At 51.4% G+C, this 23,481-nt stretch carries 19 protein-coding genes; 6 read left to right on the top strand and 13 right to left on the bottom strand.

Translation table 11 applies throughout. The annotated features are described in order from the left end of the window. Positions 1-30: 30 nt before the first annotated feature. Positions 31-1,089, top strand: a complete 1,059-nt coding sequence (locus tag GX117_05870; GenBank protein ID NLO32870.1) for a prepilin-type N-terminal cleavage/methylation domain-containing protein — start codon at positions 31-33, stop codon at positions 1,087-1,089. A gap of 67 nt (positions 1,090-1,156) precedes the next feature. On the opposite strand, the gene GX117_05865 is transcribed toward GX117_05870, so the two are convergent. From GX117_05865 to GX117_05840, 6 genes are all read right to left on the bottom strand, one after another. After that, positions 1,157-2,860 (bottom strand): sodium:solute symporter family protein, encoded by a 1,704-nt coding sequence (locus GX117_05865; protein NLO32869.1) that lies wholly within the window; start codon positions 2,858-2,860, stop codon positions 1,157-1,159. Between the two features lie 80 nt (positions 2,861-2,940). Beyond that, positions 2,941-4,089, bottom strand: coding sequence for a VCBS repeat-containing protein (locus tag GX117_05860; GenBank protein ID NLO32868.1), 1,149 nt, complete (start codon positions 4,087-4,089; stop codon positions 2,941-2,943). A 54-nt stretch (positions 4,090-4,143) separates the two neighbouring features. Next, entirely contained in the window at positions 4,144-6,246 is a 2,103-nt protein-coding gene (locus GX117_05855) for a hypothetical protein (GenBank protein NLO32867.1), read from the bottom strand. A gap of 11 nt (positions 6,247-6,257) precedes the next feature. Then, on the bottom strand, positions 6,258-7,574 hold the full coding sequence (locus tag GX117_05850; GenBank protein NLO32866.1) for a Gfo/Idh/MocA family oxidoreductase: 1,317 nt from the start codon (positions 7,572-7,574) through the stop codon (positions 6,258-6,260). Positions 7,575-7,847: 273 nt separating this feature from the next. Then, the gene (locus GX117_05845) at positions 7,848-10,118 is read right to left on the bottom strand and encodes a LysM peptidoglycan-binding domain-containing protein (GenBank protein ID NLO32865.1); all 2,271 of its coding nucleotides are present in this window, start codon (positions 10,116-10,118) and stop codon (positions 7,848-7,850) included. 297 nt (positions 10,119-10,415) lie between these two features. Next, positions 10,416-11,765 (bottom strand): hypothetical protein, encoded by a 1,350-nt coding sequence (locus GX117_05840; protein ID NLO32864.1) that lies wholly within the window; start codon positions 11,763-11,765, stop codon positions 10,416-10,418. A 172-nt stretch (positions 11,766-11,937) separates the two neighbouring features. On the opposite strand from GX117_05840, the gene GX117_05835 reads away from it, so the two are divergent. The 5 genes from GX117_05835 to GX117_05815 all read left to right on the top strand — a co-directional run bounded on the left by GX117_05835 (position 11,938) and on the right by GX117_05815 (position 16,480). Continuing rightward, positions 11,938-12,459 carry a hypothetical protein gene (locus GX117_05835; protein ID NLO32863.1) on the top strand — a complete coding sequence of 174 codons (522 nt, stop codon included), beginning with the start codon at positions 11,938-11,940 and terminating at the stop codon, positions 12,457-12,459. Between the two features lie 105 nt (positions 12,460-12,564). After that, entirely contained in the window at positions 12,565-12,738 is a 174-nt protein-coding gene (locus tag GX117_05830; protein NLO32862.1) for a hypothetical protein, read from the top strand. 78 nt (positions 12,739-12,816) lie between these two features. After that, positions 12,817-14,364: a tetratricopeptide repeat protein gene (locus GX117_05825; protein NLO32861.1), complete on the top strand. Its 1,548-nt coding sequence runs from the start codon at positions 12,817-12,819 to the stop codon at positions 14,362-14,364. Between the two features lie 26 nt (positions 14,365-14,390). After that, positions 14,391-15,839 (top strand): hypothetical protein, encoded by a 1,449-nt coding sequence (locus tag GX117_05820; GenBank protein NLO32860.1) that lies wholly within the window; start codon positions 14,391-14,393, stop codon positions 15,837-15,839. Further along, a complete protein-coding gene (locus GX117_05815; GenBank protein ID NLO32859.1) occupies positions 15,839-16,480 on the top strand; it encodes an RNA methyltransferase in 642 nt (213 codons plus the stop codon). The genes GX117_05820 and GX117_05815 overlap by 1 nt, the downstream gene beginning before the upstream one ends. Positions 16,481-16,494: 14 nt before the next feature. On the opposite strand, the gene GX117_05810 is transcribed toward GX117_05815, so the two are convergent. The 7 genes from GX117_05810 to GX117_05780 all read right to left on the bottom strand — a co-directional run. Further along, entirely contained in the window at positions 16,495-18,111 is a 1,617-nt protein-coding gene (locus GX117_05810; protein ID NLO32858.1) for a cellulase family glycosylhydrolase, read from the bottom strand. 34 nt (positions 18,112-18,145) lie between these two features. Next, complete coding sequence (locus tag GX117_05805; protein ID NLO32857.1) at positions 18,146-18,610, bottom strand: hypothetical protein; 465 nt, start codon at positions 18,608-18,610, stop codon at positions 18,146-18,148. Continuing rightward, positions 18,604-19,056 carry a hypothetical protein gene (locus GX117_05800; protein NLO32856.1) on the bottom strand — a complete coding sequence of 151 codons (453 nt, stop codon included), beginning with the start codon at positions 19,054-19,056 and terminating at the stop codon, positions 18,604-18,606. Before GX117_05800 ends, GX117_05805 begins: the two co-directional genes overlap by 7 nt. Next, complete coding sequence (locus GX117_05795; GenBank protein NLO32855.1) at positions 19,049-19,639, bottom strand: sigma-70 family RNA polymerase sigma factor; 591 nt, start codon at positions 19,637-19,639, stop codon at positions 19,049-19,051. Before GX117_05795 ends, GX117_05800 begins: the two co-directional genes overlap by 8 nt. Positions 19,640-20,015: 376 nt before the next feature. After that, positions 20,016-20,537 carry a dual specificity protein phosphatase family protein gene (locus GX117_05790; GenBank protein NLO32854.1) on the bottom strand — a complete coding sequence of 174 codons (522 nt, stop codon included), beginning with the start codon at positions 20,535-20,537 and terminating at the stop codon, positions 20,016-20,018. Between the two features lie 347 nt (positions 20,538-20,884). Beyond that, positions 20,885-22,402, bottom strand: a complete 1,518-nt coding sequence (locus tag GX117_05785) for a hypothetical protein (protein NLO32853.1) — start codon at positions 22,400-22,402, stop codon at positions 20,885-20,887. A gap of 137 nt (positions 22,403-22,539) precedes the next feature. Then, a partial coding sequence (locus tag GX117_05780; GenBank protein NLO32852.1) for a hypothetical protein occupies positions 22,540-23,481 on the bottom strand: 942 nt, incomplete at its 5' end.

Raw genomic sequence — 23,481 nt, 5'->3', positions numbered from 1 at the left:
CACCTGTCTTTATCCCATTACTTATGAAGGATTCATGTCATCAAAAAACAAGGCTTTACACTTATCGAACTGTTGGTTGTCATTGCAATAATTGGAATTTTGGCCGCTATTTTACTTCCGGCCTTGGCACGTGCCCGTGAAGCGGCACGCAGAAAGTCGTGTCAAAACAATTTAAAACAATGGGGCACCATCTTTAAATTGTATGCCGATGAACAAAAGGATTATTGGCCTCCCATCCAAGATACCAATATCCATAAAGAAGGCTGGCCGGGGCCGGCGGGCTTGGCGGGCTTATCGGGAGATGCCTCCGTTTTTGAAATTGCGTCGACCCCCCTTATCAGTGCTTGGTATCCGAACTACAACAGCGATCCTTCCATTTTAATTTGCCCGTCTGATGCGGAAGATGATGTTGATTCCCTGAGAGATGAAAATGGCGATTGGAATTTTTGGAAGCCCGGCGAAAATTGGAAGGCAGGTCCCAGCTATGTTTATTTTGGCTGGATGTCAGACCGTTTGCAAGCCCGTGATTTGCCGCCGGTACCAATCGAGACTTTCGATTATATCTCTGCCGGCGCGGGCGTTGTGGGATACGAAGCGCCGGAAGGCTGTTTTGTGGCGCAGCAATTTGGCGCTGCCTTGGATGGCGTCTTAAAGAGCTTCGTCCAATATGCCATGAACACAGGCCCTTACGCCAATGAACCTGCCGGCATTGCACTGCGTAAAATCGGTGATAACAATGTTCAAGTTGCAGCAGGTCGTGGAAATGGGGGCAGCGATACGATCTACCGTTTTAAGGAAGGGAATGAACGCTTTTTGGTTACAGACGTGAACAATCCTCAAACGTCCGCCATGGCGCAGAGCACTATTTATACCATGATGGATTTTTTTGGTAACCGGGAAGGCGTGAGCATGTTCAACCACGTACCCGGCGGCTGTAACGTAATGTTCATGGATGGGCACGTGGAATGGATTCCTTATGTACCGCCTGCTCCCGGTCAGGATGATACGCCGTCTATGGATCTGGGCGCGACACAGCCTGTGCTTCCCAGTATTGCCACGATCATCGGTATATTCAGCGTACAGATCTAAAGGCCTTGCTGTGCGGACAACGTCTCATGCCTTGATTGAGATTGTTGAGATCAGCTGTGCGCTGCGCTTAGGCGCCTACGCCGCTGAGCCAATAGACAAAACCGATCAATAGGGCGACCCACGCCCAGAAAAATAGAAATCCGTATACAGCGCTTCGCGATGGCACGAGAATTTCGAAATCAGGGTGTTGGATGATTTTGCGTGCCGGAGGCGGCGTTACGCCTTCGGGCAGGGTGAAGGGATCAGGGTGGTGAAGCTCGTCGCGCTGTATAGGGGTACGCAGGCAGTCATAGAAGCGATCCAGCTTTGCTTTATCGACGCGCCGCGTCAGGAGACTGACGATAATGCCTGCGGCAAAGGCGGAAGAAAGATAGGCTGCAATTTGCCACGAGTCACGGAAACGTTCTTCCCAGATCATGGTGTCAGGAAGATGTGTGACCGCCCAAGCGTGGAACTGCGGCAGGGAGGTCACTGCGAGGACAGCAAAGCCGACCAAAGTAGATGCCCACGCGCCGGCGACGGTAGCACGGCGCCAGAACAGACCGAGCCAGAACGCCGCGCCCATTAAAGCTTGTAGTTTGAAAAACCAGACCAATCCGCTGGGCACGTCCTGAACCCAGAACGAAAACACAACGGCAATTAAAACAACGACTACGGCGGTCACACGTCCCACCAATACATAATGTCCATCTGCTTTGTCGCGCACCAGCCAGCGGCGGTAAAAGTTTTGTGTGAACAAGGCGGAGCAGGACACCATGAAGGCGTCACAGGAAGATTGGAGTGATGCGATTAAAGCGGCCAAAAAGATACCGACAAGGCCGGGCATGATGGCGGGCAGCAGCCGCTGCGCCACGGCTCCATAGACCAAGTCAGGATCCATGGCGGGGCTTTCGCCGGCAAACATGACCACGCCGCAAAGACCGACAATCATCCATGCCACTGTGCAGAAGCGTTTGAGCAGGTTGCCGGCTGCAAAGCCGATTTGACCATCCATCTCCGTACGTCCTGCCGCGCACGTACCCATGGTATGGGGTTGGGTAACGATACCTACTAGGGCGCTCGTACAGAGCATGATGATATAGAACAAGTTTATTTCACCGGGTGCCACAAGACTGAACATGTGGCTGTCCTGAATGCCTTCATGGAGCCCTGAAAATCCGCCTACCGCACTGAGCGCATAGGGGATCAGCAAGAAGGACAGGACGAGGGTTAGGATGCCCTGCAGGAAATCGGTGAGAATGGCGGCCACCAATCCTCCGGCAATACCATAAAATAAAATGAGGGCGGTCATGGCTAGAACAGCGGCGTAACGGCTCACAGCGCCGCCCGTTAAGGCTTCAATCATCGAGGCCGCGCCCAATTGTAATACGCCGATATTGACGGTAAGGAGGCCCATGCCAACGAAGGCGTAGAGCCCTGCCACACTGCCGTTATAGCGCTGTTCGAAATAGTCGCCCGTAGTCAGGGCGCGCATACGCCGAAAGACGGGCGCGATCAACCAATAGAAGGGGGTGCAGAACAACCACAGCCATTGGAACCAGATGCCGGATAAACCGCCCACATAGGTTTTTGAAGAAACACCGACCGCATCATTGCCGCTGGTGCCTGCGCCAAAGGCGAAAAAGACCATCATGGTTTTTCCGAAACGCCTGCCGCCTATAAAAAAATCGGAGGTATTGGAAACACGGCGCGCGGTCCAGATACCGATTATCAGCACGATGCAGAAATAGACGGCGAGGGCCGCCCAATCCCACAGGGTTAATCCCAGCATAGCGCTTCCTCTCCTTGTTGTACGCGGCGAAGCCCGGGTATTGTGTACCCGGGCTCCCTATCTTTGTTCCATCATCCGGCTCAGTTGGTGTCTTTGAAACCTTGGTTTAGGAAAAGGTAGAGTCCGTCTTTGCCCGGCGCTAAGATGTCTTGCCAGCCGTTGCCGTCCACATCATCGACCCAGAAATAAATACCTGCGCCGCTTGCTTTGCCCGCCTCACCGTAATCAATGGTGTGCCGTGTGAAGGTGGTGCCGTCGATCTTGAAGTAATAGAGCCCTATGGGATCGTCAGCGCCGGGGTCGCTGCCGTTGTGAGCATAGTACCGTTTGCCTGTGATCAGCTCTAATTTGCCGTCATTGTCCAGATCGACCAAGCGCAAGTCATGATATTGGGAACGTTCAGTATCAATGTCGTGGCGTGTCCAGCTGCGCTTGCCCGCCTCGTCTTTGCCCTGTTCCATCCACCACAATCCGTAATCATGTGCGGCGCCATAGATGAGATCGTTCAGCCCGTCACCGTTCACATCATAGACCAAAATAGGCAGGCTTGCATGATCCAGCTCAAATTCTTCATGCCAAATCCAGGCGTCGCCTTGATACGGATCTTCCGGTGCTTCCAGCCAGCCTCCGGCAAGAATGATATCGTTGCGCCCGTCACCGTTGATATCGCCACAGCCCAAGCCGTGCCCGCCGGTACCGCCGGAAATGACATACTTTTCAAAGCGGCCTGTCCCTTTGCCGTCTTCATCTCGGATCAGCTTGAAAACACTTACAGGGGTGACTACAGGAATGAATTCAGGATAACCGTCATTGTCGAAATCGCAAGGGCAGGTGCGTTCAATATTACCCACTTCTGCGATGTCGTGGGTGATCCATTCTCCGGTATTGCCGGGGTTTTCGCGCCACTGCAGGGTGAGCCCCCACCAGCCGCCTGTGATAATATCCATCAGCCCGTCACCGTTTACATCAACAGGTATGTTGGAGAAGTCGTCAAAATAATTTTGGATTGCCTGAATTTCGGTCACTTTATGGGCGGTCTTAAAATCAGGTCCTTTATACCAGAAGCCGCCTGAGAAAAGGTCTTTAACACCATCATTGTCCACATCAAAAATGGAGGCAGCTTCAAAATTGGCGGTGCCGATCCGCATCTTCTCGAAGTGCAGCGTAGCTTCTTCTGCAACGCCGACTACAGCAAATATCATTGTGAATACCAATATCATTCTCATCATGCTAGTCCTTTCTTGCCAAGGGTTTTATGTCTATCTTAAAAACTATTTGTATCGCTATAAAACAGGGGTGCAGTACATGGGGCTGCCGTCGGGATAGGTGAGACGTATTCCGAAGGCCCATCCGCCTGCATGTTGTGTGATCGCTGCGAGCAAGCTGTTGATACCCGGGCGCAGCTCAATGTCGACCACATCTTCATCTAAGGTATAGCCGCGGTCTGCATCTTTTTCCCACACCAACGTCTCATTGACCCAGACACGGAGGCCGTCATCAGAACCTGCGCGCAGTTGCGCGGGGCCGCCTTCTTCAACCTCAATTTGTATAAAGGCGAAGGCGACAGATGCGTCGATAGCACCGAGCACGCTGTGTAGGTTGATGAGCCCGCCCGGGTCAGCGCTATGCACTTCTTTCCATGTCAATGTATCTTCATCGCGTATGTAGGAAGCTTTCAAATTAATCTGCGGCTCGTTGATATAATTTTGGGAGAAACCCGCTGCTGCTGACCATGGGAAAGGTCCGACAATATGCCAACTTGGAATGATTCCCAATTTACTCCTTAGTGTGGGATCGCTGTCATGGGCGGGCAGCATTGCAAGGGCTTCTTGAACGGTCTGCGTCGTGGTCATCTGCGGCAGCGCCCGCTCCAAAAGCCGCTGCCCTTCTTCAACGCGGTCTCCTGCGATCGCCTTCAACGCGATTCCGAAAAGACCGACGGGCGGCAGATGGAGCAGGGTGTCTCCATCTGCGAGGTCAAGGATTATATCAAAGGCTTCGGCTACAGGATTCTGAATGATATGTTCAAGGGCTTGGCCGCGCAGCGCGTCTTGCTCAGCGTGGCGATAGATACTAAGCCAAGCCTGCCCCGACGCTTCTTTATGCCCTGCTTGCAGCAAGCGTTCCGCTAGCAATGGGAGCGCTTCGAGCGCTTCCTTGTAGGTATCGGTGTGGGCTGTGTCTTTGTCTGCCCTGAGACAGGCCTCAAAAATAGCGACACCTTCGGGAAGGGCTGTTTGTACCAGCGCCTTTCGTGCAGCCTTTTGGACGAGGAGATTATCGTCTTCAGCGGCAGCCAGCAGTACTTCCTTATATTCGGGATAGGGATGATCTGCAAAGAGCTCCACGAATCCTATTTTCATGGTGGCGCTGCAATGAGCCCACAGTGCTGCAAGCTCCATCCGCACTTCCCTGCCTTTGAGGGCGCGAAAGGCTTCCAGGGCAGCGGCTTCCAAGACACCTTCCTTGTCCTCATCCAGAGCGTCCATAATCATTGAGATACTGCCGCTGTCTCCGTAACGGCCGAGCCCGATTATAGCGCCGCCCTGAATAAGCGTATAGGGCGCATGTTTCAGTATGTTTCGATAGGACTCCATGACCTGTTCCCACATACCGCCGCGCTCAGCCAGCGCATCATTGATGCGGAGCCTGCCATCCCACGCGTCAAAAGCATATTCTTCGGAAACTTCTTCACAGATCTGCTGTGCCCGCGGCAAGAGATCCGGATCGCCTGTTTTTGCCAGTGCACGCAAGGCGGCAGCCCGTACCGCGTCGGAAGGCGCATCTAAATATTTCTTGAGTTCGGGGCAAAGCGCTTCCGGTGGAAAGGCGGCGATGGAACGAAGCAGCGCCACTTTAAAGGAGTCATCGGCGTCGTTCAAGGCTTCGCATAAAAGCTCATGAGCCTGTGGGCTTTGCAGCTGTTGCAAAGCGGTTCGTGTCGCTTCACGCCACGCTTCCTGTTGAAGCAAAGCGGAAAGATTATCGAGAGGTATTTGGAGATAGGGAACATAGGGCAGGAGCTGTAAAGCGAGTACTTTTTGTTGGTCTGTTGTTTCGGGCGCCAGCAGGGAGACGATGAGCGCGCTGAGGCACTGCTGTTCTTCCTGTGTCGCTTGATGGATACTTTCATGGAGGATATCTTCCAAGACGCGGAGCGCAGCGGCAGCGGTTTTTTGGTTTGCATGGGTGAGGAGGGGAATCATTTTTTCCGCGGCCCCTATTCCATATGAAGGCAGCACTTGGCGCGCCCGGGCCTGCAGCGTGCCATTGTCTCCGCTCTCGAGGTCTATCACCAATTGATCCAAGGCCGGCGGAATGCCGCTCAAAGCAGTGCTGCTTATAACAACTGCGAACAACCAAAGGTATAGATAGTGTCTCATCATGCTTCCTTGCCTCAAATATACCATGGTGTACGATAGGCGCGGGTTAAATGCTGATTGGCTTGGGGATCGTTCCTAAACAATTCTTGGTCGCCATCCCAATATAATTTGCGTCGCGTTTTAAGGGCAATGCCTCCGAGTAAGGGCGCATTGGTCGAACGCACTCCTTGTTCGATGTCGGCGGCAGGTCGGCTGCGGCTGCGAATGGACGCGAAGAAATCGTTGTGGTGGGGGGGATGTGCCCAACTTTCCTCAGGCTCTCCTACGAGTTCCTCTTTGACCTGCTCATTTCGTCGGATTACGAGGGAAGCACGGTCAACGCTGAGTGCGCCCTCTTCCCCGTAAAAGCAAATGCCATAACTTTTCCCTTCGCGAAAATCGCTTGGGCGCTGTTCCCAGCTCACGAGACAACCGGGGTATTCATAGAGGGCAGTCAGGATTTCATAATTGTCCTGTCCGATTTCTTTTGTAAAACTGCCGCCCGAAGCCTGGACGCTGAGCGGACGATCCTGACCGATTCCCCAATGAACAATGTCGAGCAGATGAACGCCCCAATTGGTGAACTGGCCGCCTCGGGCATAGTCGTGCCAGCCCATCCATCCAGTATAACGTTCCATGGAAAAGGGCACTTTAGGAGCGGGCCCAAGCCAAAGATCCCAATCGAGACCGCGGGGCACTTCTTGGCGCGTCTCGCCGGTCTGCCACACGTTTTGCCCTACCCATACGGATGCGGCGGTCACCTTGCCAATATCGCCGCGGTGTATCCGAGTCATGGCAGTTTGGAAAAGAGGCATCGTCCGCTGTTGTGTTCCCAATTGGACGACCCGCCCGTAACGGCGTGCCGCTTCAACCATAGCCCTGCCTTCCGCAACGGTGGTTGCCGCCGGTTTTTCCACATAGACATCTTTGCCCGCCTGACATCCGAGAATCGTGAGCATGGGATGCCAATGATCCGGTGTTGCCACGAGTACGGCATCAATATCTTTACGATCCAGAATGTGCCTAAAATCTTGATAACCGTCCGGTTCAATATTACGCTCTTTTTTGAGCCATTCCAAAACGGGTTTGAAGCGTCCCGTGGCAACATCACATACGGCCGCCAAGCTGCATTGGGGATTCTCGCTTAGGGCTTCGATATGACGACGGCCCATGCCGCCTGTGCCAATGACTGCCAATCGGATTTGTTCGGAAGGCGGCACCCGGCGTGCCATGGATAAGGCGCTGTGGGCGCGGGGCGCATAGAGACTTGTCACGGTTGTTCCCAAGGCGGCAGTGCGGGCGCAGGCAGCTAAAAATTGGCGTCGACTCACAGACTTGTGTCGAAGCTTCATAAAAGACGTCCTTATGATAGGGTGTAGGCTTCTTTCCGGTATAGCCTTTTTGCTATTGGGGAACTGTTATTATGCACAGAAAATAGGGCACAGTAAAGAATATCTTATGGAGACATTGACGCGGGGCAGGGCGCCATGGATTTTTGCGAAGGGAAAATGTCTTTTTCGAAGATTTAGAGGAAAGAAAATGAAGCGGGGACAGGCGGTCCGAAATACAGACATGCTTTTGGATCCTAAGACTCTCAGCTTAGGCTGCAGCGGATTGGCCAGCGATCAATCTTGGTAAATGGAGACCTTATCACCTACACGCAGGACGGGCGCATCCGGCCAGTTGTTCCATTCAAACAAATCTTTGACTTTAACGCCATAACGTTGTGCGATGGAGGTGGGGTTTTGTCCCGCCGTGACGGTGTGCACCGTTTTCTTTTGTGATGCCTTGGAGAGCTGGATGTCCTTCGATTGGTCACGGGTGCTGATACCTTGCTGCGCCTGTGGGATTGTCAATGTGTGTCCAACGATCAATATAGATTTGGCGGTGAGATCATTGGCAGCGAGGAGGTTCGCCGTTTTAACGCCATAACGGGCCGCAATGGCGGAGGCGGTTTCACCCGGCGCAATTTTATGGGTCTTCACTTCAGCTTTTTGTGCTTTGCTCGGTGTATTATTTTGTTCGGCGACAGCGGTTGTCGAAGCGGCTTTCCCGCCGGGACCGCCGATGACCAGACGATCACCTGCGCGAATCACGGATTGGGGTGTGAGATTATTCCAGCGGAGCAGATCAGGGGTGGAAACGCCGTAGAGTTTGGCGATGACGCTGGGATATTCACCGGATTTGACTTCATGGTAGCGCGGGGCAGATTCTTGTGCGGGCGCGGCTGCTGTGCCGAGATTAAGCACCTGGCCGACACGGATACAATCGCCTTCTTTGAGGTTGTTCAGTTTTGTCAGCGCCGTTACCGAGGTTTTATGACTGCAGGCTATGGCAGACAAGGTATCCCCTGTTTTTACGGTATAGGTCGAAGCGGCAGACTCTTTGACGGTCACGGTGGAGGCTTTTTCTTGAGCTAGAGCAAGGGCGGGATCTTTGCTGGTCGATACGACGCCGGGGATATGGAGCGATTGATTCGCCTGCAGCTGTCTGGCGTTACGAATCCGATTGGCTTGCATGAGCTGCTGTTCCGACACGCCATAAGTGCGTGCGATGCTGGAAATCGTTTCGCCTTTGCGCACTCTGTGTACGCCGCCTTTTTGAGGCGCTGATGCAGGTGCCTTTTCCACGGGCGCCGCATACTGAACGGGCTTCGTCGTTTTGAGGGCAGCCAACAATTGTTCTCGATGGCTTAGCGGTACAGCCATCATATATTCCCCTTGAGGGGGTGTCGCTTTTTGGATCAGATCGGGATTAAGCTCCGACAGGGTCCCTGCGTTTAATCCTAAGGTCTTATCCAGTTCCGCCAAGTTGTAGCGTCCATTTACGGGCACAAAATCTATGCTTTCGATGGTACTGTCCGGGCGGTTAAATCCGTATCTTTCCGGCGCGTTGGCAACCACGATATAGGCGAGCAGACGGGGATAATACTTTTTCGATTCTTGTTTAATGCGCTCGGAAGCAGGAGGCGTCTCAATAAGATTCCAAAAATTGCGGTCGCCGCCATTGGCTTCCATCGCCCGTGATAAGCCGCCTTCACCCATATTGTATGCTGTTACAGCAAGCGACCAATCACCATCAAAGAAATTGTACAAACACTTCAGATATTCTGCCGCCGCTTGGGTTGAACTGCGCCAGTTTTTCCGTTCATCTACGTAACTGTCCATTCGCAGCGAGAAGCGCCGTCCCGTGGCGCGCATGAACTGCCACATACCGCCTGCGCCTGCAGGAGAAACGGCATCAGGACGAAACATGCTTTCAACCATGGCGAGCCACGCTAGATCTTCGGGCAAGCCTTGGGAGCGGAAGTATTCTCTTATATAAGGCATATAGCGTGCGCTGCGATCGAGTCCCCGCTGAAAGGTACCGGGATAGCGTTCCCGCAGCTCGGCAATTTCTGCTTCTACATATTTAGGCAGGGGCAGACTAATGGCAATGTCGTTGTAGACCCCTGTTTTGGAAGAACCGAGACGCCCCTCAGGATGATGGTAAAGGTGGGCATGTTTCAAGTACATCTTCAAGATTGCTTCAAGCTGTCCGTTGGATTCATAGAAAAGAGCAGGATCCAGGTTGGCATCTAAAAGCAGTTTCAGTACCCGTTGGTAATGGGCTTGGGCAGCGTCAAAATTACCTTGTTCGTGGGCGGCATTAGCTTTTTGAAGTTCTGCTTCTGCTTCGTTGAGCAAAGCGTTCACGTCGACAACTCGGTCGGCGTCCGTATCGACGGGGGCATGATCTATACGAACGGAGGGACGTATATGACCTTGGTCATAGGACTGATTGGCGCAACCGGTGATTAGGAAAATAACTGTGACAAAAAGGATCACCGAATTGTATGTAATGTAAGACGAAATGAATCGGCGACATGCTTCAGGTAAAGTGGCTACGGTTTTCACGTGCGAACGCTCTCCTTATCTGCCGTGTCGAGTTGGTCATTGCAAATAATAGGTCTGCTATCGGCATAAACCAAGCGGATCAAATTGGATGGACTCCCTTCACGCACAATGACTCGTCTCCGTTGAGCTATGTTTATTCAGCAGGTTCTTCAGACCCATTTGCGCATAGTTTATACTATATCCTGTGATATGTCAAGTAATATCCGTCTACAAGATGTGTTTTTCAGTTAAAACCATCAGGATTTGCATTCTTCATGATAACTGAAAATTATACGTTATCGATGTAAAACTGTCATATCAGGGCGTTGTTTCAGGGGTTTCGGGTTCAGCAGCCGCTTCAACTTCAACGGGCGGCTCCACCTCCTCCGCCGGTTCCGCTTCAAGGGCGGGTCTTTCTTCAGGTTTCAAAAAGAGCCGTTTCAGGTCGAAATGAATGTAAGGCTGCAGGGAGGCGTTTTGACCATTCTTCGCATGGGCTACCCATAATTCACGGGTAGTTGAATTGGCAAGGACGCCGTGGAGATTCGCGTTTTTCATGGCCGTTGCTTTCAAGATTTCTAAAGCAATGGCTTGATCGATGTTCCCGTAATTTTCAGTGATACCGTTGACGATGCCCATGTAACGGTGATCATAGGAATTGGAGCCATAGGGCAATTGCGGCGCATTGGCGCAGTCTTGCAGACTGCGGACCACGGGATCCATTGCCTCGTCTGAACGATAAACGGCGTCTTCCATGGGCTTGGCATATTCCACGGTTTCTTTGGGGTCGTTGGGCCCGAATTCCGCCACATGATGGGCCGTAGTTTCAAAGGCGCGCGCTGTTTTGGCGTCACCGTCGGCAACCACATAATTGAAGCCTACCGTGTGTTTAACCTGATTCATGAGTGCCCGCACTTCGTCAATATTGCCGCATTCTTCCAGTATCCTGCGTAAAATTAATTCGAGGGGCAGCCCGCGCAGCGATTTATCTTTGGTGACGGCGCCAATCTGGCTAATCGATATGCCTTCCATATTCATGCCGCTGTAAACACCGATTAATCCTGCGTAGCCCACGGATGCGAAGGCTTTCAATCCTTCAGGTTCATATAAACAAAGCAAGGCGGTGTCTTCCAGCCCGGCAGAAGTGATCCAGTCAAAATTACGGCCGTGATAGAGAGCGCCGTCTGTTGTTGCTTTACCCCAAACAGCGAAGGCGCTGCAGCCACGTTCAGTAATCACGGACAAGACATGTCCCCGTCTAAAGATCCTGAGATCGCAGCCGCTTCCGTCGGCAAGCCCTTCCATTTCTCGTTTGTAGCTTTCCGGAATGTAAGGCGCGCATAGGGCGTAGGTAATATCAAGGATCAGATTGGAGGCGAATCGGGGCAGCCCCACTTCCTGTTCTGCCTGTTTCAGCAAACCGTCGAAAAGATCCATGGTAAGCCGAACCTTTTCTTTGGCGAGGTAACCCCGTTGATAGCCCATTTCGTAGGGTGTTCCTTTGAGATGCAGCACCATAGCGCCGTCCACCTCTTCTGCCCAACCGTTGGCGTTTGGATCAATTTCTTCACGGGGACCGCGGCCGGGATGGAGCCATACATATGCGCCGATACCAAGAAGCAGTAGTACTCCTAAACTAATGACGATGATCCGTTTTAAAATGCGCATGGTTCAGACTCCTTTTTTAAAGATCAATGAAGCAAAGATAGTTTTTTGATTTCTGATGCTAAAAATAGCATGAGCTATTCATTAAAGACTCTTTGTTTTTTCTTTTGGTTTCTTGTACTATAATATTCCAAAGTGTGCTATAGAAGCGAAAAAAACAGACTGGAGCGCGTTCATGGAATTTTATGCAGAACTCTTTCAGCCGATTTTACCTTTTCTGAAAGAAAATGCCGTTCTACTGATTGTTGGCGCGCTTTTACTGGGGGTCATATTTTATTTTACACGCCGTTATTCTGTGCCTGCCTTGGTGTTTTTGCTTCAGATTGTTGTTTTAAGCTATGTGATGCACGTTTTTATCTTTGTGTTGGTAAAAGTGTCTGCTTGGTTCAAAAGTACGTCGTCCATGCGGATTATCCATGATGAGACAGATCATGTATATTGGACAACACCGCTTCTTCGGTTTTGGGAATGGGAGGAATACGATCCCAATTGGATCATATGGCTTGAGCTTGTTCTATTCATTGTTATACTTGCGCTCGTTCACCGTTTGCGTCCTTTGAAGCCGCAATACAAACATAAGTCCCGCTTTTACCAGGAACAACCGAAGACGAAAAGTACCGTCGACGATGATGATTGGGGAGTACCGCGCAAATACACAGGACTCAATTCGTCTGCTAAAGATCTGTTCAAAAGATAGCGGACGGAAAAGAGAAAACAAGCACTCATGCTTTGCTTTTGTTTTCAGGTATAATCATTTAGGACAACTGACGGAAAGTTCGATAGTGCCATTGGAAGTTTTTCCATGATTCATATACCCTATTTGGTAATTATGAGTACCCTTGTAGTAGCTATTGCAGGACTGAGTATTCCGTCTCTGTTTTGGCCCAAATGCCCTCATTGCGGCCGCCGCACGTGGGTCGCCAAAGAAGAATGCTCCCATTGTGGCAGCTATTTGCCCGATGACTTAGATTTATGATGCCTGCTTCCCAACGGAAACGGGTTGTAACACGTTGAAGCTGGAAGACTGATTGAAAACACAAGAAGGGATTTTATCGTGGCAAAAATGATCAAGTGTCCTTTCTGCGGCGGTCTGGCGGATGCCTCGTCAGACGACTGCATCCATTGCGGAGGACCGCTTAAAAACCGGGCCGTACCCGCCGCTGATACGGGAACTTCAAGCAGTTCACACTGTCCCGCCTGCGGCGCTGCTGTGGGTTCCGGAGACATCGTTTGTGTGAAGTGCGGAACGAATCTGCTGACCGGCCAAAAAATAGAACAACAGGATAAACAGGACGATAAAAAAGTCAGGGCCAATTTCAATCGCATTTTCGGCTATGCTGTTTTAGGCGTCTTGGTACTGCTCATTCTGGCGGGATTGGCTTTCTTTGCCTTCTTTATGCTTCAAGATCCTGTTGGAGAGGCGCGCCGTGTTGCGGCTTCCGGTGATTACGGAGACGCCATCGAATTATTGCAAAGCCATATCCATAATGCGCCGAAAGATGAAGAAGCCCAGTTCCTCTTGGGCGTCATCTGTTGGAATGCGAATCAGTTTGGGCGCGCATCAGAGACTTTTGAGGCCGTGGCAAGGCAGCACGGCGCCCGTGAACGGGACGCCTTGATTCTTGCCGTCCTCGCTGCTGAACGCGATCAGAAGACCACAGACAGAGCACGTCTCAGCGCGTTGCTGGAGCTGGCGGTTCAAGAACGGTATTCAGGGGACGCGGAACTGTTGAAGTTGCTTGCCTTGCTTCGCGGCGTCGAAGAAGAATATAAGGAATTTCGTGAGCGCGTACGCTTGGCGCAGATCATGGGCGCTCCTGTTGCCCCATCCCTTCCGGGCCTGTCCATGCTGTTGGATGATGCGCCTGATGCGGCAGTATCCGAGTTGGACAAAGTCTTGGCGGATCATCCGGAAAACATGCGGGCGACCGTCGTGCGTGCCGTCGCTTCTTTAATGCGTGATGAAGAAGCACAGGCGCTGCCCTTGTTGGAATCGGTAACCGAACTGCCCGATGATCTGGAGGGATTGGTCAAATTAAATGCCGGCCTATTGGAAATGAAACAAGGTGAAAACGGCAAGGCGCTGAGCTTATTGACAGATGCCAAAAAATTATTGCCCGACGATGTGCGCGCAAGTTTTTTTCATGCACTGTGCCTTCAGGAAAACAAATTGGTCGACGAAGCCTTGGCGGCATTGGAACCCATCTCCAACGGTAAAAGTGAATTTGCAGGCGCAGCTGCCCTGCAAATGGCGATTGCCTACATGGACAAAGATGTCTTAGACCGCGCCGCGGCCATGGCACGGCAAGCAAGCGAATCCGGCTTGAACACGGCGCGCCAAGCAACGATTCAAGGGCGTATCTTTGCACTGCAGCATGATACCAACCAAGCGGAACAAGCCTATCGCCGTGCCATATCCATGCATGCTGATTATCCTGCGGCACGGCTGGAGCTGGGCTTGCTGTTGATCAATCGCGGTTCCACCGAAGCGGGACTGCAAGAGCTGGAATATTATCTTGACTTGGCGAAAGAGGATCCGCAAAAGCTGCGTTTGAATGAGATTGAGGTGCTGGTCTCGCAAATCCGTCAATCCAGGCAGTAGCCCTGAAGAAACAAGGAAACTGTTCCATGAATAATCGTTTTTATTTTCATATGCTTCTTGTCGTGGCAGTAGTCGGTTGTACGCTGTCGGCTCAGGCTTGGGGACCTCGTGTAGAGTCGACGGTCGTGAACACGGCGCTGCACCTCCTTTCACGAGAAAAAAACTTGCCCTTGACAAGGCTGCAAGAAGAAGTCCGTGCCGGCGCAGCTTTGTCGCCTGTTGAGATGGAAACCTTATTTCCCGATATGAACGCTGACCCGATCCATGCAATCGAAAATGAAATGGCGCTATTGAGTACGACGCGGGGCGCGCGTATTGATGCTTATTTTGCATGGCGATTGGGGGTCCTCGGTAAATTGGTCAGCCGTGTTACGGCGCCCATGGCAACAGGCGATCCCGCCATACGCACACAATATTACCGTGATGCCGAGTCCTTGGCTGATGCGGGAAATTTGAAGCCCGAATCACGTCGTACCCTCGAATCAATGGAACCTTTAGAGCGCAGTGTTTTGGAGGCTAACAAAGCCAATGATTTGCTTGAAAGCGAGTACAAAAGCGGTTCCGGTTTTCGCGGGGGCGCTGCTGCAAGGAGCATAACAGATATTAGCCGTTCTGTGAATGCGGTGGCGGATGTGTGGTGGTCTGTCATTACCTCGACAACGGTTCAAAGCTCCATTTCAACAGCACAGTTAGAACGGTATGTACTGAATGCCTATGCCTTTTATGTGGAACGGGGAAAAGAAAATGAACTGGATGCGGCAGATACGAACTACCAAAAATTGACGTCTTTCACTGCCGACATGTACGCGAAAATTGGGGATATGCTCTATGAGGCAGGTTTTCGCGAACGGGCCGTCTGGGAATATGAACAGGCTGTCGCGAGTTCGCCGGAACGTCGGGATGTTGTGGCAAAGATAGCCAATTATTATTATGAATCGGCAGAAGATAAACTCCAAAAAGGTATGCTTGAAGAAGCCCTTGGCGGCTTTGCAAAAGCCTTGTCTGTGAATATGCTGCATCCTTCGGCGGAAAAGCGGCGCTTGGAAGTGGCGGCACTCATACAAAAACGGGATGAGCAGTTGGCGCAATATCAAGAGCAATTACGGCAAGCTGATGATTTGAAAAGTCTGGCTGAAGAAGAGGCGGCAAGAAATCATTTTGCCGAAGCCGTGGCTTTGCTCAAACAATCAGAAGACGCCTACCGCGTTATTGGCGATGAATTCCCTTCAGAGGCTCAACATCGGATGCGTGGGCTCCGTGAAGTACAGTCACGGATCAATGAGTTGCAGCAAAGTCTTTTGACCGATACGCAGCGTTTCAGCGGCACAGGTTTCGCCAAGGATTTGGAAAGGGTCATCACAGATTACTCGGAAGGGCTGGACAAAGAAATACTCAAAACCATGCTGCAGCTTGAGTACAAGGCGGAAATAAAAGCGCAGACTGAAGAGATGAGCGCCGTACTTAGAATTGACTAATGGTTCAAGAGCAACATTATCATACATTGGTGAATCGTGAACCATGGTATGCAGGGGTGCCCGACGAGGAGCGCATAGCCTTGGCGCGCGCGCCTATACACGTCATGCTGGACAATCTGCGCAGTGCCTTCAACGTGGGAAGCATCTTTAGAACGGCGGACGCCTGTGCCGTCACCCATTTGCATCTTTGCGGTATGACCGCCCACCCTCCCCACAAGAAACTGGAGAAGACGGCCTTGGGCGCATTTGATTATGTGCCGTGGAGCTACTATGAGCGGAATCGGGATTGTCTGGATGTGCTGGAGGAACAGGGCATTCCCGTAGTGGCAGTAGAGACGGTGGAGGGCGCGCCCGATTATCGTGATTTCTGCTGGCCCAGTCCCGTAGCGGTCGTTTTCGGTAATGAAGAAAATGGGGTGAATGCCCGAGTCTTGCGTCGTTGCAGCGCTGTGGTTCAGATCCCCATGTTCGGCTACAAAAAGAGTATTAATGTGGCTACCGCTTTCGGGATCGTTGTCTACCATATTCTGGACGAATGGCGGAAAAAAGCGAAGCCGACCACTGATGAGGACGGAAAAAATATAGGGGCCGACACCCATAACAAAGATGATACCGCCCTTTTCTTTTCGCCGGGTATCTAATCCATCGCCTGCTGTTAGGGGCTTACTGCTCGTTCCACCGGCGTGGTCAGCCGTACTTCAAGGCTTGCCGTCACAGGGCTATCCGAAGCGTCTACAACCAGCTGTGGTGTATCCTGCCAACGGGGGTTCGCTTTTATTTCCCCCTGCAGTTCGGGAGGTGACACAGTGATGTCAAGCGTTTTTTGCTGCCAAGCGGGGGGCAATGAAAAAACGCTAACGCCCGTGCCCGGAATGTTTTTCCATTGACAGGAAAAGAGCCCTTCCTCGGCGTTGAAACGGGCTGTCTCCAAAATGCCTGCCACACGGAGAGGAGCCGCTTTACTCAAGACTTCGAAATAAACGGCTGTATCCAAAGCCCGGTGATATTCCCAATAGAAGGCGCCGCATACCTGTGCTTCTTCGAGAAGGCGGTTCATCATCCGCGCTGCATCCTGCGTTTTATCGGAGCGATAATAGGCTCCCCATTCACCGATGAGTAGCGGCATTTCCAAGCGCGCCGCATCCAGGCGTTTTTGTTGGACAATGATCTGCAGGCGTTTTTCACTGGGTTGGTGGGAGAAGGGCGTGTCTGTGACAATATCGTAGGCATGGGGCATATAAGCCTGCAGCGGATCGCGGACGCCCTCCGAATCTTTCAGCGCCGTGATGGCGGTGGCAACGCCAATATTGGCGAGCACACAGGGTTCCAAAAAGAATATACCGGTCTTGTTCACTTCGCGAATGGCGCGATGTACCCGCTCGTACATGGGCATCAAATAGTCCGTTTCGAAACGTGCCGTCATTGGGTGGAGCGCGTCTAAAATCATCCGGTAGGTTTCCGTATTATCGAGCGCCTCAAGGAGCCATGGCGGCATGGTGTTGGCGTCGATACTGTCGAGAATTTCGGGGAGGCTGGCGGGCAGTGATGCCGTGTCAAGGAGCTTGGGGACGAGTTCCAGCAGCGCCGCTGCCGATTCTTGAACCATGGATCCCGGAAAAGCTTCGTTCATGAGGTCGAAACCGATGACTTCCGTGCGGTCGGCGTAGCGCGCTGCTACGTGACGCCATGCAGCGGCGTAGCGATCTTGAATACCGATATCGCCCGGTCCCTTGGTATTCTTCCAAAAGTTATCAAAGGCGTGTTGGATCTGTGGGCTCACATAATAGGCGGTGCTCCACACGGATCCCAAGGTCTGATGGGCTTGTCCGTCATCTAAAGTTGCCCATTGGGGCGCGCCGTTGCCGCCCGGGATGCTGTATCCCCACAGATCTTGGTGCATGTCCAGAATCACATAGAGCCCTGCATCCCGTGCCCAATCGATTTGCTCGTCTAAGACCTGCAAATAGGCTTCATTGTATTCGCCGGGTTCCGGTTCCAACGCGGACCAGAACATCATCATGCGAAGGGCATTCATACCCCAACGGCGCAGGTTGTGGTAGTCTTCCGGCTGTTGCCAGCTTCGGTGTAGGTTCCTCGGCGACTTCCTGCCTTGATTGATGCCTCGTAGAAAATAATGTCCCCCGTCGTCGTCTTGGAGCCTGCCTTCCTCCACGCGAATCAGAGGCAGCGTGATTGTTTCGGAGGCATGAATGAATGGGCTCAGCGCCGCATAGACAAAAATCGATAAAATGCTGTATACCCGGACAGTCATGGCGGCACTCCCTGTGGTTGGCGTGGTGGGTTCCTTAAATGCGCGTCAAAACGACAATGAGCTCACTTTCTTTTTCACAACGCAATCCACAGACCCGTGCTTTACCGCCGGGAGCAAGCAGCAAGGTTGTTTCAAGCACTTGTTGTTCAGATTTGTCGGGCTCTTTGGGCAGTAAGTTTACGCGTACAATAAGCCGGATACGTCCTGTGCTGTCTGTGCCGGAAGTGAGCATGGTCATGGTATAGCGCGGATTTAAGGCGACCTTTGTCTGCAGATTTTCATCCACCTTCTCCTCAGACTCCTTGAGGGTTCGAAAGGTGTTGAAGGGGAGATCGTCAAGTAAATGTTTTATAGCCTTTGCTTTTGCGTCAAAATAAGGGGTACTGTGCTCTTCAGTTGTTGCTTGCACCACTTGACAGCGCAGCGAAAGGGCGTTATCGGCAAGGGCGGCACAACTCAGCAGTAATGAGAAGAGAAAAATAGCGCGAAGCCTTACCACAAGCCATTCTCCGGCATGGTGACCTTCACCGTGGACAGGCCCTGTGCATTTTCATAGAAGTTGATCGTGACACCTTGCAATTCCGTGGATACTGATTCGATTTCGGTGGCGCGGACAGGATCGGGGCCGCCTGCGAAAAAGGCTAGCAAGGAAAGGAGGATCAGAAGCGTCACCGTGGCGAAGGACGCCATGGCCCATAAGCCTGAAACCTTTGGTGTCCTTTCATGAATACCCTCGTGGATGCCTTCCATGAAAAGACCAAATTGCCCATCGCTGATGACAGGCGTATCCGCCACATGGGCGGCGGCGCCTTCTCGTAATCGGGACAGCATGGTTTCGTAAGAGGATCGGGGGGCATCCTGCTGCTTCGTCGGATCGGCGTTTTTATCATGAGGCACATTGTCGAACTGTGCCGCGATTAACATTTTCTTTTTCTTTTTAAACATTTGTATCATTCTCCCAAAGCCCCATGGGACTCAATAGTTGCTGTAGACGTTGTCGCGCGTGGAATAAACGGCTCATTACGGTGCCGATACTGCATTCCATGACCTCGGCCATTTCCTGATAGGAAAGTCCGTCATATTCACGCAAAATAAAGGCGGTGCGCTGCTTGATCGGAAGCTGACTGACTGCGGCATCAATGGCCTTGCCCAATTCCTTGGCTTCTATGGCTGAACGGGGGTTGTGATCAGTTTCCACTTCCCCAACACGCCAACTGTCTTCATAAGGCGTGGTCTGTATGCGCCGTTTTTTTAGGTGATCTTTGCTTTGATTCGCAGCGATTCGCAACAACCACGTCTTGAATGCCGCATCACCGCGAAACTTGCTCAGACCGCGATGGGCCTTAATGAAAACTTCCTGAGACAAGTCCCACGCATCTTCGCGGTTCCGTGTAAAGTAATAGCACAGCGCATACACGTCATTGCGGTACTTGCGGACAAGGGCTTCAAAAGCTTTCATATCGCCTTTGCGTGCTTGGGCGACAAGTTCATTGTCTTCAACTGTGATTGCGCTTTGTGTGGTCGGCATAGGGTTCCCTCTTTGCCCATATAATACACCATTTTACCGCCTTCACAAAGCTGCTTGATTTGAATGAAAATCTTCAATGCAGCCGGTGTATCTATGAACCGGACAGAAAACCGACAACGCCATGAACAACGACCATAAGCGCATTTTATACTGCCCTACACTGGATAAGACGATACAGACGGATATTTATTCATTTTTGTAATGAAAAATGACTTCGTGTCAAGAAATAACGGTGGCGCGGCGTTTTGACACCTACCCTACCCATGCGGATACTTTGGGATGGCCTTGTGCGCGTCGCCTTAGAACCCTACAAAGAGACGGAATCCTTCAAGAATCTGAGGGGGCACCGTGAAGGGCGGAGTTTTGGGGAGGACCGTTAAAAAGAGGCTGTATTCAAAGCCAACTGCAGCGCTTCTTCTGGCGCGCTTTGCAAAGGCAGCATGGCTTTGTCTCGGGCTTTCAGCGTTTCATATTCATTGGGATATATTTCTTCAACCCATTGACGGAAGGCGAGATCATTTTTTTCGTAAAGGTCTAGTAATTTACCGATGGGCGCATCATTGAATCCGAGTCGGAATTGTTTGCGCGCCGTCGGCACATCCTCGCCTTGAAGCAATAAAAATACGGCTGAAGCGACACCGGTCCGGTGGGTGCCGCCGGAACAGTGCGCCAAGAAAGCGCCTTTGCCGGATTCAATGGTTTCTACAAATTCCATCAACGAGGCGGGATCAGGCAAACTGCTTTTGGACCATCCCAGATTTACCAACGTCGCGCCTGTACGTTCACAGGCCGCCGCTTCCGCGTCATACCATGCCTCTCCCGGATGAGCGCCGCGCAAATTAAAGACTGTACCGATGCCATATTTGTTGATGGTAGATTCCAGTGCAGAGCCGCCCATTTGGCGTGACCCGTAAAAAGAACCCGGACTTACCACGCGAAAGTTGTAGCAGGGAAAATAATAGAAGACAGGGCCTGCGAGAAAAACGGCGATAAGCGCAAGTACGAGTAGAATCCCTTTAAAAAAAGTTTTTATGGCGGCAACCTCATCTGTTGTACCGGTGATCCAATAGTTATAGTTTTAGAGGCGGTTCCACCAAGGGTGCCCGCCAACTCCTTGATCATAACATAAACAAAGGGGCATTCTATTCTCTTCCCCAAAGGTAATTTTATGCCTTTGGGGAAGGACTCTTCTCTTCGGCGCTTTCCTAACTTATTTTAATCGGCGCGGCTCTTGCCTCCTTAATACTATAGCGTCTCTTCCAAAATCGGTGTCGGACTCTGATTCATGGGTTTTGATTCTTGAATTTCCCGGGGCGTTGCACTTTCAACAACACTCGCTGCCGGGGCGGTTACTTCGATAGGATTCGTAATGATCCAAGGCGCCATGTTGTTGACGGTGCTGTCGTCGATGAGCATCGTTTCGCCCGGAATTGCGAGCGCCGCTTCCAGACGATATTTGCCCGGTTCCGTCACTTCAAACTCGAAACGCTTCCCGTCTTGAGACACAACCTTTTTCCCTTTTTTGATCAGTATAAACCGACAGGACAAGGGCGCTTCCGCAATCAGCTTCAGTCCCGGTGCGAGGGGAATACTTTCGCCCATGGTTACTTGTTTGCCGTTGCTTTCCGCAATATAGGCGAAACCTTCGGCATCAGCCAGCATGTTGAAGGCAACAAAGGCGCGGCCTACACGGACAGCATCAAGGAGGGCTTCTTCGGTCATTTCTTTGGCGAGCAAATGGGTATTTACAAAGCGCGAGGAACGGACATAAGGATCCAGATCGATACGAAACAGTTCTTTACCCGGTGTCAATTCACCGAAGAAAAGGCGCAGCAAGGGGCGTGTGGCGAAATTTAATTTATATTCGCCGCTCTTCCGTGCGGGATCGTCGTGGCCGGTATCCAATAACATGAGCGTGTCATTTTCTGTGTAGAAGCCCCGTACCCCCACGTTTTGATGGCAATCATTGGCGGCATAAGCGGAGATCTTCCTGAATTTGCTCATATCATCCCACTTCTGAACGACCCTGTTGAGTGTCCAGGCGTCAAAGGTGCCGCGCAGCGCCTGATCCCCATATTTGCGGTAATTGATCAGCAGATCTTTGAAGGTTTCGATCTTGTCATATCGATCTGCCATTTCATCTTTCAGATCGGTATGGATGTTGTAAATTTCCATACCGTCAATTTCCGGAATTTCCCAAGGCCGCATTTCTTCATTGTGACCCAGGCACAGGATACCGCCTAAGGATCGGATACGGCGGGCAAGCTCGGCAGGGTCATCGTTTTGCGAAAATACCGTATCGTCGGGAAGACCCCAAGGGAAAAATCCTTCTTGCATCTCAAAACCGCGGATAAACAAAACGCCGTCATGAATCCCTTTCCAACCTAAAGAGTAATCCGCTTTACCGTCTACAAAATGGTCGGACATGAAAATGAAATTACAACGTGCCTCGTGCATATATTCCACAATTTCAGGGAATTTGACCAAGCTGTCATGGGAGATTTCAGAGTGGCTGTGCATGACGCCGCGGTATTCATTCCAGCCCGTTTTCAATTGTACTGGTTGCAGTTCTTCCGCGTATTTCTTCCAAGCCGCCGCCTGTCGAGGATACAAGGAATAACGGTTGTACAATTGGTTCGAGAAGAACCCACAGAACAAACCGCCAAGGAGTAATATTAAACAGAGCAGACAGAATAAAAAGCGTCGTATTGCACGCCATAAGAAACTAAGACATCCTTTTTTCTCTTCCATTTTCTCTTCCATAAAGCAATTCTCCCAAGGGCGTTTTTAGATTCAATGGAACTCGACAGTTGAGCCAAGAATCCGTAAATTATTTGAAAAGTCTATAAAGCATTTCATAAATATGCGGGGTATGTCAATTTCCGAAAAAATCGTATTTTTTAAGAGGCATCTAAAGACGGGTGGTCGTCATTCCACTGTTTATCGATGGATCGGTATTGAATCTGAAAGCCCCGCCGTTCCAATACAACGGTTGCTCTATCTGCCGCGAAACGCAGTTCTATACGGGTCTTGCTGTCTTCTTCTGTAATCGAGGCATCTGCATCGGCTTCATCAATACGAAAGAGGGTGATGAACTCCATCGCGTCTTGTGGTTTTTCTGTGGCCGCTGTAAAATGCCATTCTTTTAAATTAAGTTTTGCCCATTCATGGGGCGGTGTGTCAAAGACATCGCTTTGTGAAAGGGTCAACTTTTCGGGCCTCAGGAAGTCTACCTCCACTTGTCCACCTTTGGTTTCCAGCTGCAGGTTATTTTCACCAAGAATAAAAGGGGACTCTGCATGCAAGAGCCACTGGAAGGTGGCGGGTTCTTCGGCTTCCAGTACATCATGGATGAGAATCACATTCGGTTTGAAGAAAAGGATTCTGCGGCCCCAGCGGTGGAGATCTTCGTAATTATCAATGGCTTCCCCGGCCACTACATCCAAGGCGTCGCCGGTGTAGAAATGTGTGATAGCGCCCTTTGCTGACGCGGTGTGTGAATGCTGTCCCTTGCCGTTGACAAGGATGGCATTATTCGACTTGCTTTGCCACATCCATTCTCGGTGAAAGGGACTGCCGTGAATATCGCGTTTGCCCGATTGAATCAAGGCACATTCCCCGTGCAGATTCAAAAGAAAACTGTTATTTGCGTTATGACCGTGACTCTGAGAACCGAAGGGGCTGGATTTGAAATGGATTTGGATATTATCTTCGCCATTAAGGATCGTCGTGTTTAACACGGCCAGACCGGTGCCCCGAAAGACGCGGGATGACGGCAGGTCTTCCGGAGCTTGGGCAGGAACCTTTTCCTTGTGAGTGAGCATTAATAAATTGAAGTAGCC

The sequence above is a fragment of the Candidatus Hydrogenedentota bacterium genome (genome assembly GCA_012523015.1).
Lineage (GTDB): Bacteria > Hydrogenedentota > Hydrogenedentia > Hydrogenedentales > CAITNO01 > JAAYBJ01.
This window is presented reverse-complemented; position numbering and strand designations above follow the sequence as displayed.